The 14,605-nt window shown below is 74.1% G+C and carries 14 protein-coding genes; 6 read left to right on the top strand and 8 right to left on the bottom strand.

Annotated features, from left to right (window positions below):
- Positions 1–244: 244 nt before the first annotated feature.
- Both HGB54_RS05530 and HGB54_RS05525 read right to left on the bottom strand, forming a co-directional pair.
- The gene (locus tag HGB54_RS05530) at positions 245–1,150 is read right to left on the bottom strand and encodes an aldo/keto reductase (RefSeq protein ID WP_168915555.1); all 906 of its coding nucleotides are present in this window, start codon (positions 1,148–1,150) and stop codon (positions 245–247) included.
- Positions 1,151–1,232: 82 nt separating this feature from the next.
- Positions 1,233–1,727 (bottom strand): 8-oxo-dGTP diphosphatase, encoded by a 495-nt coding sequence (locus HGB54_RS05525; RefSeq protein WP_228545999.1) that lies wholly within the window; start codon positions 1,725–1,727, stop codon positions 1,233–1,235.
- A 55-nt stretch (positions 1,728–1,782) separates the two neighbouring features.
- Between HGB54_RS05525 and HGB54_RS05520 the strand changes: the two genes are divergently transcribed.
- The 4 genes from HGB54_RS05520 (at position 1,783) to HGB54_RS05505 (ending at position 5,162) form a co-directional block, all read left to right on the top strand.
- Positions 1,783–2,487: a Pr6Pr family membrane protein gene (locus HGB54_RS05520; protein WP_168915553.1), complete on the top strand. Its 705-nt coding sequence runs from the start codon at positions 1,783–1,785 to the stop codon at positions 2,485–2,487.
- Positions 2,488–2,576: 89 nt separating this feature from the next.
- Positions 2,577–2,816 carry a hypothetical protein gene (locus HGB54_RS05515; protein WP_168915552.1) on the top strand — a complete coding sequence of 80 codons (240 nt, stop codon included), beginning with the start codon at positions 2,577–2,579 and terminating at the stop codon, positions 2,814–2,816.
- A 91-nt stretch (positions 2,817–2,907) separates the two neighbouring features.
- Positions 2,908–3,783, top strand: a complete 876-nt coding sequence (locus HGB54_RS05510) for an aminotransferase class IV (protein WP_168915551.1) — start codon at positions 2,908–2,910, stop codon at positions 3,781–3,783.
- A 56-nt stretch (positions 3,784–3,839) separates the two neighbouring features.
- Positions 3,840–5,162, top strand: a complete 1,323-nt coding sequence (locus HGB54_RS05505) for a maltokinase N-terminal cap-like domain-containing protein (protein ID WP_168915550.1) — start codon at positions 3,840–3,842, stop codon at positions 5,160–5,162.
- A gap of 45 nt (positions 5,163–5,207) precedes the next feature.
- Here HGB54_RS05505 and HGB54_RS05500 read toward each other — a convergent pair whose 3' ends face one another.
- The gene (locus HGB54_RS05500; protein WP_168915549.1) at positions 5,208–7,340 is read right to left on the bottom strand and encodes a DEAD/DEAH box helicase; all 2,133 of its coding nucleotides are present in this window, start codon (positions 7,338–7,340) and stop codon (positions 5,208–5,210) included.
- 339 nt (positions 7,341–7,679) lie between these two features.
- On the opposite strand from HGB54_RS05500, the gene HGB54_RS05495 reads away from it, so the two are divergent.
- Complete coding sequence (locus tag HGB54_RS05495) at positions 7,680–9,041, top strand: M20/M25/M40 family metallo-hydrolase (protein ID WP_168915548.1); 1,362 nt, start codon at positions 7,680–7,682, stop codon at positions 9,039–9,041.
- Positions 9,042–9,072: 31 nt separating this feature from the next.
- Here HGB54_RS05495 and HGB54_RS05490 read toward each other — a convergent pair whose 3' ends face one another.
- The 4 genes from HGB54_RS05490 to HGB54_RS05475 form a co-directional block, all read right to left on the bottom strand.
- Positions 9,073–9,999 (bottom strand): glycerophosphodiester phosphodiesterase, encoded by a 927-nt coding sequence (locus HGB54_RS05490; protein ID WP_168915547.1) that lies wholly within the window; start codon positions 9,997–9,999, stop codon positions 9,073–9,075.
- Between the two features lie 82 nt (positions 10,000–10,081).
- The gene (locus HGB54_RS05485; protein ID WP_168915546.1) at positions 10,082–10,855 is read right to left on the bottom strand and encodes a CAP domain-containing protein; all 774 of its coding nucleotides are present in this window, start codon (positions 10,853–10,855) and stop codon (positions 10,082–10,084) included.
- A gap of 59 nt (positions 10,856–10,914) precedes the next feature.
- Positions 10,915–12,378, bottom strand: a complete 1,464-nt coding sequence (locus HGB54_RS05480; protein WP_168915545.1) for an SDR family oxidoreductase — start codon at positions 12,376–12,378, stop codon at positions 10,915–10,917.
- A 64-nt stretch (positions 12,379–12,442) separates the two neighbouring features.
- Positions 12,443–13,117 (bottom strand): nucleoside/nucleotide kinase family protein, encoded by a 675-nt coding sequence (locus HGB54_RS05475; protein ID WP_168915544.1) that lies wholly within the window; start codon positions 13,115–13,117, stop codon positions 12,443–12,445.
- A 41-nt stretch (positions 13,118–13,158) separates the two neighbouring features.
- Here HGB54_RS05475 and HGB54_RS05470 point away from each other — a divergent pair, with 41 nt between their 5' ends.
- A complete protein-coding gene (locus tag HGB54_RS05470; RefSeq protein WP_228545998.1) occupies positions 13,159–14,034 on the top strand; it encodes an HhH-GPD family protein in 876 nt (291 codons plus the stop codon).
- On the opposite strand, the gene HGB54_RS05465 is transcribed toward HGB54_RS05470, so the two are convergent.
- Complete coding sequence (locus tag HGB54_RS05465) at positions 14,013–14,558, bottom strand: helix-turn-helix domain-containing protein (RefSeq protein ID WP_323740685.1); 546 nt, start codon at positions 14,556–14,558, stop codon at positions 14,013–14,015. The genes HGB54_RS05470 and HGB54_RS05465 overlap by 22 nt on opposite strands.
- Positions 14,559–14,605 lie beyond the last annotated feature (47 nt).

The raw sequence follows: 14,605 nt of genomic DNA, 5'->3' as shown, positions 1-14,605 counted from the left end.
ACATGCGATCAATATTCCCCGCCCTCGAGCGTTTCGTCGCTCACAACACCGCGCGGTCGCAGCGCACCGCCACCCACCGTCCTGCTCCCTCACTCGAGACGATGGGCCCGCCAGCACGCATTCATCTCCATCTGGGCCCGCACCCACGCCCCGGCTTGCGCACTACGAATACGATCGACCGCACACCGCATCGACGGTCTGCCTCCGCCGAGTCGAGTGTCACCTACTTCGTGACGGAGCCCACCTACGCCAGGCGCGCGAGCTCGTCGGCGCTCAGCTCGAGGTCGAACGACTGCACGAGCTCGGGCAGCTGCTCGGTCGTGCGCGCCGAGGCGATCGGAGCGCCGACCGAGGGCTGCTGGCGCAGCCAGGCGAGCGAGACGGCCGTGACCGAGACCCCGCGCGCGGCGGCGATGTCGTCGAGCACCGCGAGCAGCTCGAGGTTGCGCGGGTCGTCGAGCAGCTTCGTGGCGTTGCCGGCGCGGGCCGAGTCGACCGCGACGCCCGGGCGGTACTTGCCGGTGAGGAACCCGCCCTGCAGGGCGCCGTACGGCAGCTCGACGATGCCGAGCTCGAGCAGCGTCGGCACGAGATCCTGCTCGAGCCCGCGCTTGACGAGGCTGTAGCCGTCCTGCGCGACGGTGAAGCCCGTCACGCCGAGCTCCTTCGCCATGCCGACGGCCGTGCGCAGGCGCCCGGCCGTGAAGTTCGAGGCGCCGACGAGACGGATCGTGCCCTCGTCGACCAGCTCGGCGAAGGCCCGCACGTACTCCTCCTGCGGCACGCTCTCGTCGTCGCGATGCGCGTAGTAGAGGTCGAGGTAGTCGGTCTGCAGGCGCTCGAGCGAGTCGCGCACCGCCGCGCGGATGTTCTCGCGCGAGAGCCCGGGGCGCGCCTCGAGCGAGAATACCTTCGTGGCGATCGACACCCGGTCGCGGTTGCCGCGCGAGGCGAGCCACTCGCCGAGGATCGTCTCGGACTCGCCGCCGCTGTTGCCCGGCGCCCACGCCGAGTAGACGTCGGCGGTGTCGATCGCGCGCCCGCCGGCGGCCACGAAGGCGTCGAGCACGGCGAAGCTCTCGTCGCGCGAGGAGGTCCAGCCGAAGGTGTTGCCGCCCAGCACGAGGGGGCCGAAATCGAGATCAGTCATGCGGAGAACGCTATCCAGGCTCTCTGGAGGCGGCTCCCAGACTCACTCCGGCGGCCGATGGCTCCCCCGCGGGATGCGGCGCTCAGGTGCGGCGCGCCCCCGACCAGTCCGCCCCCACCATCGCGTCGCCCGCGCCGAAGCTCAGCGTCGCCTCGACGAACTCGCCCGCGAGCGCGCGCGGCAGCCAGTGGGCGGCATCGGCCCACATGCGCTCGAGCGGCAGCGCCGCTCGCGGGAACCACTGCGGCGCGAGCTCGCTCGACGCGCGCGGCTCGCCCCGCCACCGCTCGCAGGCGAACACGTGGTGGAACTGCGAGTGCTCGGGGCGGTCGACGAAGGGGTAGGCGATCCGGGCGAGCGGTACGAGATCGGCCTCGTGGATGCTCACCCCTACCTCCTCGCGCACTTCCCGCACCGCGGCGGCCCGCGGCGACTCCCCCGGCTCGAGCTTGCCGCCGGGGCCGACGAGCCGGCCGCGGCCGAAGCCGGTGAGCTTCTCGCCCAGCAGCACCTCGGCCGCAGCATCCCGAACCGAGCCCGGAGGGCGCGTCAGGTACACCACGCTCACCTCGACCATCGCCACGCGCCCCAGCCTAGGCAGGCGCCCGCGGGCCCGTCGGTACAGTGACGGAGTGCCGACGTCGACCGCCCCCGCCTCCCCCTCCACGACGAGCCGACGGGGCGGGGTGCCGGTGCTGCGCCACGTGCTCGGAGCGCTCAGCGCCCTCGCCGGGCTCGCCGTGCTCGCCGCCGTCATCACGCAGGTGAGCGACCAGATCGGCGCCGGCCGCTTCGAGGCCGACGAGTACTTCCACTTCTTCACCATCCAGACCGCCCTCATCAACGTCGTCGTGCTGATCGCGGCCGGCATCGAGGCGTTCCGGCGCCCGGTCGACACCCTGCTGTACACGGCGGTTCGGGCGAGCGCGGTGGCGTACGCGGTCGTCACGGGCCTCGTCTACAACGTGCTGCTGCGCGGCATCCCGAACGACGACGGCTACGTCGGGCCGGTGTGGCCGAACGAGCTGCTGCACGTGTGGATCCCCGTGTACATCGCCCTCGAGTTCCTGCTCAACCCGACGCGGGCGCGGCTCGGCTGGGGAGCCCTCGGGCTCGCGGTGAGCTTCCCCCTCGCCTGGGTCGGGGTGACGATGGTGCGCGGCGCCGTCGAGGGCTGGTACCCCTACCCCTTCCTCGAGCCCGACGGCCCGGACGGCGTCGGCGGCGTCGTCGGCTACGTCGTTGGCATCGCCGTGCTCATCATCGGGCTCGCGGCGCTCACGGTGCTCGTCACCCGGGTGCAGCACCGGGCTGCGGGCGGCGCTCGACGGCCCTGATTCCGGCACGCGGTGCCCTGCTCGCACCGGTCGGTGCACACCGGGGCTCACCGTTTGCGAATGTCGGCGGCATGGGGTGCACTGTTCGCATGACGCACGAGGGAGCGGCCGCACGGGAGCAGCCCGAGCTCCGCTGCCCGCGCTGCGCGAGCGCCGATCCGCTGCCGATCGTCTACGGCTCCCCCCGCCCCGAGCACCTCCGCGCGGCGCTCCGCGGCGAGATCGCGCTCGGCGGCGAGGTGCACGCCGCCCCGCGCCCCGCCTACGAGTGCCGCAGCGAGCATTGCGGGCACACCTTCGACGCCGACCACCTCGCCGCCTCCGGCTGAGCGCGCGCGGGCGCCGGTGCGGGATGCCCGTCCCCTCCGCCGCGCGCCGCCGCCGGCCCCTCGACGCCCCGCGGCCTGGCACGATGGTGCGATGAGCACGCCCCAGCACCTCGTCCTCGTCGTCCACGACCCGGAGGGGCACGCCACCGGCCTCCTGCCGGCCGAGCCGGAGGCGCCCCAGCTCAGCGTGCTCGACGCCTCGGCCACCCGCGGCGACGGGGTGTTCGAGACGATCAGCATCGGCTCCGGGCATCCCCAGGCCCTCGACGCGCACCTCGACCGCTTCGCCCGCTCGGCCCGCATGCTCGACCTGCCCGAGCCCGATCCGGGCGTCTGGGCCGATGCCGTGCACGCGATCGCCGAGCGCCTCGCGGGCCATGACGAGGCCTGGGTGAAGACCGTGCTGAGCCGGGGCGTCGAGGGCGGCACCACGCCGACCGGCTGGGCCTACGGCTCCGTCTCCCCCGACTTCCGGCGCGAGCGCACCGAGGGCGTAACGGTCGCCCTGCTCGATCGCGGGCTGCGCAGCGACGCGGCCGAGACCTCCCCCTGGCTGCTCGCGGGCGCGAAGACGCTCTCCTACGCCGTCAACAAGGCCGCCGTGCGCGAGGCGCAGCGCCGCGGCGCCGACGACGCCGTCTTCGTCTCCACCGACGGCCTGCTGCTCGAGGGCCCGACCTCCACGCTCGTGCTGCTGCACGACGGAGCGCTGCTCACCCCGCCCGCGACCCTCGGCATCCTGCCGGGGACGACCCAGCACGACCTGTTCGCCGCCGCCGGCGACTGGGGTCTCGAGGCGCGCGTCGAGGTGCTGCGGCCCGAGCAGCTGCGGTCGGCGCAGGCTGCCTGGCTGGTCTCGAGCCTGCGCCTCGCCGCGCCCGTGCGCGCGGTCGACGGCGCGCCCACGGCCGTCGACGCCGGCCTCACGGCCGCGATGAACGGGGCCCTGCGGGCGCGTCGCGCCTGAGCATTTCCGGTGCATTCCTCGTGCGTGCGAGGGGGGCCCGGCGTAGGGTCGGGGTCATGAACAGCACCGTGGACTGCCTCACCGACTGGATGACGCGGCAGCGGTGGTACGCCGGCAAGGGCCGGGTGCCGAACCTCGTCGACGTCTCCTCCGAGCGCTGGACCTCGCCCGACGACGACGCCCGCATCGTCATCCACATCCTCCGCGATCTGGCGAACAACCCGCCCTCGCTCTACCACGTGCCCGTCGTGGCCCGCCGCACCGTGCCGAAGGGCATGGGGCCGTACCTGATCGGCCGCGACGAGAACGACGACTACCTCTTCGACGGCGCGCACGACCCCTCGTACACGAGCGCGCTGCTGCGCCGCATGCACGTGCACCGCGGCGACGAGCGCTCGCGGGTGCACGGCGGCGAGCAGTCGAACACCTCGATCATCTTCGACCAGGGCGGCGAGGCCCCCCTCGTCGCCAAGATCTTCCGCCTCGTGCACGCCGGCGAGAACCCCGACGTCACGCTCCCCTCCGCCCTCACCTCGCGCGGCTACCGGCAGGTGCCGCGGATGCTCGGCTCGGTGACCGCCCACTGGGACGACCCGCACCGCAGTTCGCGCACCGAGACCGGGCACCTCGCCTTCGCCCAGGAGTTCGTGCAGGACGTGCGCGACGGCTGGGAGCTCGCGCTCGAGACAGCCGCCCGCGGCGACGAGTTCACCGTCGAGGCCGAGCAGCTCGGCCGCACCACCGCCGTCGTGCACCGCGGGCTCGCCGAGGCGATGCCCGTGCGCCCCGCGACCCTCGGTGACATCGTCGGCTTCGTGGCCGGCTGGCACCAGCGCCTCGCCGTCGCCACCTCCGACGTGCCCGCGCTGCGCGAGCTGCGCCCCGCGATCGAGGCGGTCTACGACGCCGCGCAGGACGCGCCCTGGCCGGCCCTGCAGCGCGTCCACGGCGACTACCACCTCGGGCAGGTGCTGCGGCGCTCCTCCGGCGACTGGGTGCTCGTCGACTTCGAGGGCGAGCCGCTGCGTCCGCTCGACGAGCGCAACCGTGTCGACTCTCCGCTGCGCGACGTCGCCGGCATGCTGCGATCCTTCGACTACGTCGTCGGATCGCGGCGCAACACCGCTGCCGACGATGCCGCCCGCGACGCCGTCGACACCGGCTGGTCGCACCGCGCCCGCGCCGCCTTCCTCGACGGCTACATCCGCGAGAGCGAGATCGACCTGCGCGCCCACCGCGCGCTGCTCGACGCCTTCGAGCTCGACAAGGCCGTCTACGAGGCCATGTACGAGGCGCGCAACCGGCCGACGTGGCTGCCGATCCCGCTCGCGGCGGTGCGGCACCTCGTCTCGGCCGAGCGCGCGAGCGCCCGGCCCTAGGGCCGCGGCGCCCGCGCGCCGAACGACGCCGGGGCGCCCGCGCGCCTAGCGGCGCCGCAGCGCCTCGGTGAGCAGCGCCTGCAGGGCCTGCAGCTGCACGGTGCCCTCCTGCACGACCGCCTCGTCCGAGCCGTCGAGCGCGCGCGCGGCGAGCCCGGCCTTCGAGTCGATCAGGTCGGCGATGCGCGCGTCGATCGTCTGCGCGGCGAGGATGCGCCAGGCGGTGACGGGCAGCTCCTGGCCGATGCGGTGCACGCGGTCGATCGCCTGCGTCTGCTCCGCCGAGGTCCACGAGAGCTCGGCGAGCACGACGTTCGACGCCGCCTGCAGGTTGATGCCGACGCCGGCCGCCGACAACGAGCAGACGATGACGGCGACCTCGGGGTCGTTGGTGAAGCCGTCGATCGCCTCCTGCCGCGCCTTCGTGCTCTGGTCGCCGCGGATGCTGACGGCCCGCAGGCCGGCCTGGGCGAAGTGCGCCTCGGCGGCATCCATCACGTCGATGTGCTTGGCGAAGAAGACCACCTTGCCGACGTTGCGGGCGAGCTGCGCGGTGTAGTCGGCGGCGAGCACGGCCTTCGCCGTGCCGATGCGGCGCACGAGCGTGAACACGTTGTCCCCGTTGGTCGAGCCCTTCGACTCCTCGAGCTCGGAGTGGGCGACGAGGCGCACGAGATCCTCGTCGATGCCGACGGGCTTCGTGTCGCGCGCGGCGACGACCCGGTCGTAGCGCTCGACGAGCCGGGCGACGAGCGCGCGCTCGGAGGCGCGGATCGAGCGGCCGTACTCGTCGTCGAGCTCGACGGGGATGTCGGCGATGCGGCGGGCGGGGATATCGGCGGCGACGTCGACCTTCTTGCGCCGCACGATGCCCATGTCGATGACGCTGCGGCGGGCCTCAGCGAAGAAGCCCGGATCCGCGGGGGTCAGCCCGCTGTCCTCGAGCCGCACCATGAGGCGGCCGAGCGGCTTCTTGTCGTCGATCCAGCCGAGGAACTTCCAGATCATCCGGAAGTCCTCGATCTGGTTGATGAGCGGCGTGCCGGTGAGCGCCATCATGAGCGCGCGGGGGTTCAGGGTGCGGATGCTCTGCGCGAGGTTCTGCACGTGGCGCGAGCGCTGCGAGGTCGCGTTCTTGATGAAGTGCGCCTCGTCGACGACCATGCCCTTGAAGCCGAAGCGGCCGAGCCATCCGACGTGGCGGTCGAGGATCTCGTAGTTGACGATGATGACGTCGCTGAAGGCGTCGAGGTCGTCGCCGTCGCCGTGCACCACGGTCGCGGCGCGCGCAGGGATCCAGCGCTGCACCTCGCGCAGCCAGTTGGTCTTCACGACGTTCGGCACGACGACCAGCAGCGGGAAGGCGTTCGCGACGTTCGCGGCCATGAGCGCCTGCGCGGTCTTGCCGAGACCCGGCTCGTCCGCGAGGAGGAAGCTGCGGTGCCCGCCCCGCACGGCCTCGATGAGCCGGGCCTGGTGGCGCATGAGCTCCATGCCGCCCGGGGTGACGAGCGATCCGGCCTCGGGCAGGTCCATGCTCGCGGCCTGCCCGCCGGCGCCGTACTCGAACGAGCGGAACAGGGGCTCGATGAGCTCCCAGTTCGACAGGCGCGCGGTCTGCGGCTTCGGCTCGGCCGCGAGGGCCGAGAAGTCGGGGGCGAGGAAGGGGTTCGCGAGCTGCGCCCGCTGCACCGAGGGCGGCAGCACCTGCTTGGCGACCTCGGGCTTCACGGCCTCGGGCTCGCTCACGATGATGAGGTCGTCGGGCTCGAGCTCGGCGCCGGAGGCGAGCAGCATGTCGCGGCGCATCATGCGCGCGGTGTCGCTGATCTTCGCCTCGGGGGCGAGCAGGGCGATGAGGGTCGTATCGCGGGCCGCGGTCTTGGCCATGATGCCCGCGAGTCCGTCGAGGCGCTTCAGCACCTCGGCGCGCTCGCCCTCGGGCACCTCGCGGTCCTCCTTGACGCGGGCGCGCTCCTCGCGCACGAGCAGCGCGGCGACCTGGAACTTGATGCGGTTCGACCCGCTCACCTTGCCCCCGCGCTCGGCGGCGCTCTCCACCTCGCGCACGGCGCGCGCGAGGATCGGGATGATCCCCTGCTCGTCGAGCGGGCGGCGGCGCCGCGCGGGGGTGCCCGCGCTCTTGCGCGACTTCTGACGCTGGCCGGACTGGGCCATGCTCCTCCTCGAAGGGGCGCTCGCGGTGCGACGACCGCGAGCATGCGGGGTGCGGGTGGCGGCGCATCACGAGCGGATGCGGGGCATCCCCTCGACGACGCGCCGTCATCGGCACGCGTGTGTGGATCGTGTCGTGAAGACCGTCTCCGGTGGACCGTGTGTCGAGTGCAACGGCCCCGCCGTGCTGCGCGGAGCCCGGCCCCCGAGCCCTGACCCGGTCGAGAACGACACGGTGGGCTGCAGAAGCTGACGACCAGTCTACGCCTGATCGCGGCACCCGGCGACGCGGGCGCGCGGAGGGCCCTCGTGCCGCGGGGCGCGGCCGCCTAGAGTGTGCGGATGACCGAGGTCTCGACCGCGGCCGCTCCGGTGCTCGGCGACGACGCCGCCCTCGAGCGGTTCCGCGAGCTGCTGCGCATCCCCACGATCTCGCTGCGGCCCGGGGACGACGCCGAGCCCTTCGACCGATTCCTCGCCGCCCTCCCCCGCCTCTACCCCGGCGTGCACGCCGTGCTGCAGCGCGAGCGCCACGCCGGCCACGCGCTGCTCTACCGCTGGGAGGGGCGGGAGCCCGGCCCCGCGACGGTGCTCATGGCGCACTACGACGTCGTGCCGGCCGAGGACGAGGGCTGGGAGCATCCCCCCTTCGCCGCCGCGATCGATCGCGACGAGTGCGGCGATCGCGTGCTGTGGGGCCGCGGCACCCTCGACGACAAGGGCTGCGTCGTCGCGGTGCTCGAGGCTGTCGAGCGCCTGCTCGCGGAGGGCGTGCAGCCGCGTCACGACGTGCTGCTCGCCTTCGGACACGACGAGGAGACCGCCGGCTCGGGCGCGCGCGCCATCGTGCGAGCGCTCGAGAAGCGGGGCGAGCGACCGGCGCTCGTGCTCGACGAGGGCGGCGCGATCGTGCGGGGGGCGTTCCCCGGGGTCGACGAGCCCTTCGCCGTCGTGGGCGTCGCCGAGAAGGGCGTCACCGGGCTGCGGCTGCGCGTCGACCAGCACGGCGGGCACGCCGCGAGCCCCCCACCGCTGTCGGCCACCGACCGCCTCGCGCGCGCGGTGCTGCGCCTCGCGGAGCGCCCCGCCCCGGCACGGCTCGATCCGACGACGCGCCGCATGATCCGCACCCTCGGCGGCCGGGCGCGGCAGCCCCTGCGCACCGTCTTCGGGCTCGTCGACGTGCTCGCGCCCGTGCTCGCCCGGGTGCTCGCCCGCCGCGGCCCCGAGACGGCCGCGATGGTGCGCACGACCCGCGCGGTGACCGAGCTGCGCGCCGGGCACGCCGCGAACGCGCTCGCGGAGCGGGCGGAGGCCACGGTCAACATGCGCATCGCTCCGGGCTCGAGCGTCGAGGAGGCCGTCGAGCAGGTGCGCCGCGCGATCGACGACCCCCAGGTGGTCGTGAGCGTCACCGATCCGAGCGAGCCCTCGGCCGTGTCGCCCGCCGAGGGCGCGGCGTGGAGCGCGATCGTCGAGGCGGTGCAGGAGGTGCATCCCGGCCTGCTCGTCACGCCCTACGTGATGATGCAGGCCAGCGACGCCCGCTGGTTCACCGCCATCAGCGACCATGTGTACCGCTTCGCGCCGTTCCGCATGAGCGGAGAGGAACGGGCCTGCCTGCACGCGCGCAACGAGCGCATCCGCGTCGACGCCTGGCTCGAGGGCATCGAGGTCTACGCGGCCCTGCTGCGCCGGCGCTGACCGGCCGTCCGCCCCGGTTCCGCCGGTCGGGTCAGGTGCCCGGTGCGGTGTTCGCGAGCCAGTCGTCCAGCGCGCTCGGCTCGTCGGTGACGATGCCGTCGACTCCGTACGCGAGCGCCTCGTTCCAGCGCTCCTCGCTGTTGAGCGTGTAGAGCAGCAGGCCGTAGCCGGCCGCGTGCATGCGATCGACGACCCCCGGGTCCTCCTCCACCGCCTGCAGCCGCGTCAGCACCGCGGCGGCCCGGTAGAACTCGGCCAGCCAGACCGGATCGAACTGCAGGTCGCGCCGGATGATCACGCGCGGCAGGTTCGGTGCGGCATCCACCAGATGGTGCATCGTGGCGAAGGCGAAGCTCGCGAAGACGATGCGGTGCTGCACCCCGGCGGCGTAGATCTCGCGCACGAGCGGGCGGATCTCGTCGACGCTCCACTCGCCCTTGAGCTCGACGAGCGCCTTCTTCTGCGAGCCGCGGAACAGCGCGATGAACTCGTCGAAGTGCGGGATGCGCGTGCCGGCGTACTCGCCCGCGTACCAGCTGCCCGCATCGAGCGCCGAGAGCTCGGCCCAGGTGAGCTCGGCGACGAGGCCCGTGCCGTCGGTCGTGCGGTCGACGGTCTCGTCGTGGATGATGACCGGCTCGCCGTCGAGGCTCTTCTGCACGTCGATCTCGACGTACTCCATGCTCGAGCCGAGCACGGCCGCGATGGCCGGCAGCGTGTTCTCGGGGGCGGTGGCGCGGTCGCCGCGATGGCCGGCGATGAAGGCCGGGTCGCCCGGCTCGCGCAGGCCGCCGAACATGCTCTGCGCCTGCACGCTCGCGGCGTGCACCGAGGCCGCATCGGCGTCGACGACCATGACGAGCACGAGGGCGATGGTCGCGGCGGCGGCGCCGATGGTGCGGTGGGCCGGGTGCGCCGGGCGGGCGGTCGCGGCTCGGACGGGCTGCAGTGACGTCATCGGCACGCTCCCCAGGGGGTATCGGGTGGCCCGCGACGGTGCGGGTCCCGTCACCCTAACCCAGGCGTTACCGTTCCGTGACCTAAATCGCCTTCGCGGGCGCGTCGCGGCGCCCGAGGGCGACGAGGCGGCGACGGATGCCCGGCACGAGCATCCCGATGCCGCCGAGCACGACGAGGCCGACGAGCGCCGCGAGCCCGAGTCCCGGCCCCAGAGCCACGGGCCCGATGCCGGCGACCGCGGAGGCGGCGACTGGGTCGCCCGCCCCGCTCGCGCCGATGGGCCCGCCGCTCGAGTCGCGCGATGCCGCGGCCCGCGCGTCCGCCTGCTCCTGCTCCTGCGCGGCGAGGGCCGCGCGGGTCTCCTCGATCCGGGCCTCCTCGGCGGCCTGCGCGGCGGCGAGCTCCTCGGCGCGCACGCGCGCCTCCTCCTCGAGACGGGCAGCCTCCGCCGCGGCGGCCTCGGCCGCCGCCGCCTCCGCGGCGCGCGCGGCCTCCGCGGCCGCGGCGCCGCCGCCCGAGCCGATGGCGCCGGAGGCGTAGCCCTGGGCGACGTTCTCCCCCGCCCGCGTCCACCCGCCCGGGATCTGGCTGCTGTAGCTCGGGTTGTGCGCGAGCGTGCCGTTCGCGGCCATCTGCGCGGCCCAGCCCGCCGCGACGGCGTCGAGCGCCCCGTTGCGCCGCAGGGCGCCGAGGCCGTTGGCCGCGCGGGCCTCGTTCAGCCGGGCCGCGATGACGCCCGTCTCATCGGCGTGGGCGGGCGAGGCCGGCCCGGCGAGCACGAGGCCCGCGAGCAGCGTCATGAGCAGGGTGAGCGCGGCCAGGGCGCGCGCGAGCGCGGGACGGGCATCCGTCATCGTCGTTCTTCTCCCCCCGGAGAACGGGCGCTCGCGATCGGCCCCGCGCCGACGCGACGTCAGCGGGCTCTGCCCGTGATCGCCGTCTTCGCCATCGAGCTTGCCATGCCCTGGAAGATCACGCCATGGAACGGGAGGATCGAGATCCAGTAGAGGCGCCCGCCGAGACCGGAGGGGAAGAAGATCGCGCGCTGGACGAGGCGCGAGCCGTTCTCGCCGCGGGGCTCGACCGTGAACTCGAGCCAGGCGCGGCCGGGCACCTTCATCTCGGCGCGGAGGCGCAGGAAGCTGCCGCGCTCGATGCTCTCCACTCGCCACCAGTCGAGCGCGTCGCCGGGCGCGAGCCTCTCCGGGTCGCGACGGCCCCGGCGCAGTCCGACGCCGCCGACGAGCTTGTCGAGCCAGCCGCGCGCGGCCCACGCCACGGGCAGCGAGTACCAGCCGTTGTCGCCGCCGATGCCCTCGACGACGCGCCACAGCGCCTCGGGCGGGGCCGAGGAGTCGACGGTCTTGAGGTCGGTGAAGACGGTGTGGCCGCTCCAGTCGGGGTCGCTCGGCAGCAGATCGCTCGGGGCGCCCTGGACGGCGCTGTTGCGCCAGCTGGTCTCCACCTCGCCCTCGCGCATCTTCGAGAGCGCGTAGCGCACGGCGGTGCGGTAGCCGGTGAGCCCGCCCTCGGGCGGCGCGATCACGGCGTCGATGTCGTGCTCGCGCGCGACGGCGTCGTACTGCAGGCTCGAGATGATCGGCACCGCGAGCGAGCGCGGGATGGGCGTGACGAGGTTCACCCACTGGCTCGCCAGGTACGGGGTCAGCACGGGCAGGCTCGCGATGGGGCGCTGCTTGAGCCCCGCCTCGAGCGCGTAGCCGTTCATCATCTGCCCGTAGCGCAGCACGTCGGGCCCGCCGATGTCGAAGGTGCGGTTGACGTCGTCGGGCAGCTCGGCCGACTCGATGAGGTAGTGCAGCACGTCGCGCACGGCGATCGGCTGGATGAAGTTGCGCACCCACTTCGGGGCCGGCATGTACGGCAGCACCTCGGTGAGGTGGCGGATCATCTCGAAGCTCGCCGAGCCCGATCCGATGACGACGCCGGCCTGCAGCGCGACCGTCGGCACGCCCGAGCTCAGCAGGATGTCGCCGACCTCCTTGCGGCTGCGCAGGTGGCGCGAGAGCGGGCCGTCGGGGTGCAGGCCGCCGAGGTAGACGATGCGGCGCACGCCCGCGGCCTTCGCGGCATCGGCGACCGTGCGGGCGATGACCTGCTCGGTGCGCTCGAAGTCGCCGCTCGAGGCCATCGAGTGCACGAGGTAGTAGACGACCTCGACCCCCTCGACCGCCGCGCGCACGTCGTCCGCGTGCTGCAGATCGCCCTGCGCGACCTCGACCTCGTCGCCCCAGGGCACCTCGCGCAGCCGCGCCGGGTCGCGCACGAAGACGCGCACCTCGTGGCCCGCCTCGATGAGTCGCGGCACGAGCCGCCCGCCGATGTAGCCGGTTGCCCCGGTGACCAGTACGCGCATCGCGCCAGGCTAGGGGCGGGGGCTGGGAGCGCGGTGCGGCACCGGCGCGCCTCCCACCGCGCGCTCAGCAGAAGTCGTCGAACACCCGCCGCGGGGCGGCCCAGTCGGCGTTGTCGACGATGACGGCGGCGGCCCGGCGCGGGTTCGCCTCCTTCTCGTAGAGGTACTGCCCCTCGGTGTAGCGCGGCGCCACCGAGTGCTCGCCGTCGCGCTCGCGCAGCCGCGCATCGCGCACCTCCGGCGGCACGTCGAGCCAGATCGTCCAGTGCCAGAGCGTCCTCAGCTCGGGCCGGTGCAGGAACACCCCGTCCAGCAGCAGCACCGCATCGCGCGGGATGCCGCTCTCGCGCTCGTCGACGGCGGCATCGCTCGCGTGGTCGAACACGGCCGTCGCGACCTCCTCCGCCCCCGAGCGGAACGGCTCCACGAGCGAGGCCCGGAGCGCCTCCAGGTCGAACGAGTCGCGGTAGTACCCCTCCGCCGACTCGCGTCCGCGCGCGTAGCGCGCGGCGCGCGGCTGATGGAACCCGTCGATCGAGGCGCGCACGACCGCGGTGCCGCGAGCGCGCAGCACGGGCGCCCAGTCGTCGGCGAACCGGGTCTTGCCCGCGCCGTCGACGCCGTCGATCGCGACGAGGATGCGGCCGCGCGGGTGCAGGGCGAGCAGCTCGTCGCTGAGGGCGTCGAGGAGCGCGCGACGGGCATCCGGAGACGGGGAGGGGGCGGCGGGATCGCTCATCGCGCCAGCCTAGGCTGAGGGGCGTGGAGCCCGACGACCGCCTGTCAGCGATCGCGCAGGGCGTCGAGGCGTGGTTCGCCGAGCACGCGCGGCCGCTGCCGTGGCGTAAGCCCGGCTTCCCCGCCTGGGGCACGCTCGTGAGCGAGATCATGCTGCAGCAGACCCCGGTCGCCCGGGTCGTCCCGCGGCTCGCGCAGTGGCTCGAGCGCTGGCCGACGCCCGACGCGCTCGCCGCCGACTCCCCCGCCGAGGCCGTGCGCGCCTGGGACAGGCTGGGCTACCCGCGCCGCGCCCTCGCCCTGCACGCCGCGGCCGTCGCGATCAGCGAGCGGCATGACGGCGTGGTCCCCCGCGAGGTGGATGCCCTGCTCGCCCTCCCCGGTATCGGCGACTACACCGCCCGCGCCGTCGCGAGCTTCGCCTACGGGGTGCGCGCACCCGTCGTCGACGTCAACACCCGCCGGGTCATCGCCCGCGCCGTGAACGGGCTCGGCGAGGCCGGGCCCGCGCGCACCCGCGTCGACCTCGCGGCGATGGAGGCGCTGCTGCCCGCCGAGCCGCAGCGCGCCCGCGCCGTCAACGGCGGCACCATGGAGCTCGGGCAGACGGTCTGCACGGCCCGCGCCCCGCGCTGCGCGGCGTGCCCGATCGCCTCGCTCTGCGCCTGGCGCGCAGCCGGCTACCCGGCCTACGAGGGCCCGTCGGCGCCGCGGCAGGCGCGCTTCGAGGGCAGCGACCGCCAGGTGCGCGGGCTCATCATGCGCGAGCTGCGGCACTCCGACACCCCGGTACCGGCTGAGGTCGTCGAGGGGCTCTGGCCCGACGCCGTGCAGCGCGAGCGCGCCCTCGCCGGTCTGCTGCGCGACGGTCTCGCGCTCGGATCGCCCGAGGAGGGCTACCGGCTGCCGGGCGCCTGAGCCGCGCCGGTCGAGCCGACCGCGCCGGACGGGCCGGGCGCCCCTTCCGGGTGCATGGCGAGGAAGAGCGAATGCGCCTCGCCGTCCTCGTCGGGCGCCGAGTGGTACTCGAGCACGACGTCGACGAGCCGGGAGCGCATCTGCTCGAGGCGCTCCGGTCGCAGCTTGAATCCCATGCGCACCATGAAGACCTCGTCCAGGTCGTGCTCGCCCACCTCCTCGAGGAAGGTGCGGAGCATGAGCGATCCCGCGCCGTCGAGCGGAGCATCCCACGACAGCCCCGTCGCGCGGTACGGGATCTCGACCGTGCCCCGCCGGCCCGGCCGCCCCTCCTCCGCCGCGAGGAACCCCGTCTCGACGAGCGTGCGCACGTGGTGGAGGCTCGTGCCCGGGTTGAGGTCGAACTGCGCGGCGATCTCGCGGTTCGAGCGGGCCTCGTAGAGGCAGAACCGCAGGATGCGCATCCGCAACGGCGAGGAGAGCGCGCGAGCAGCGGCCTGCCGCCGCGCATCCTGGTCCGTCACCAGCCCCACGTTAGCCGGTGGCGCGCCGGCCCGAGCGAATGATTGAC

Origin of the sequence: Microcella flavibacter, assembly GCF_012530535.1 — a bacterium.
GTDB classification, from domain to species: Bacteria; Actinomycetota; Actinomycetes; order Actinomycetales; family Microbacteriaceae; genus Microcella; species Microcella flavibacter.
Note: the sequence above shows the minus strand (reverse complement) of the source record. Positions and strands in the feature narration are given on the sequence as shown.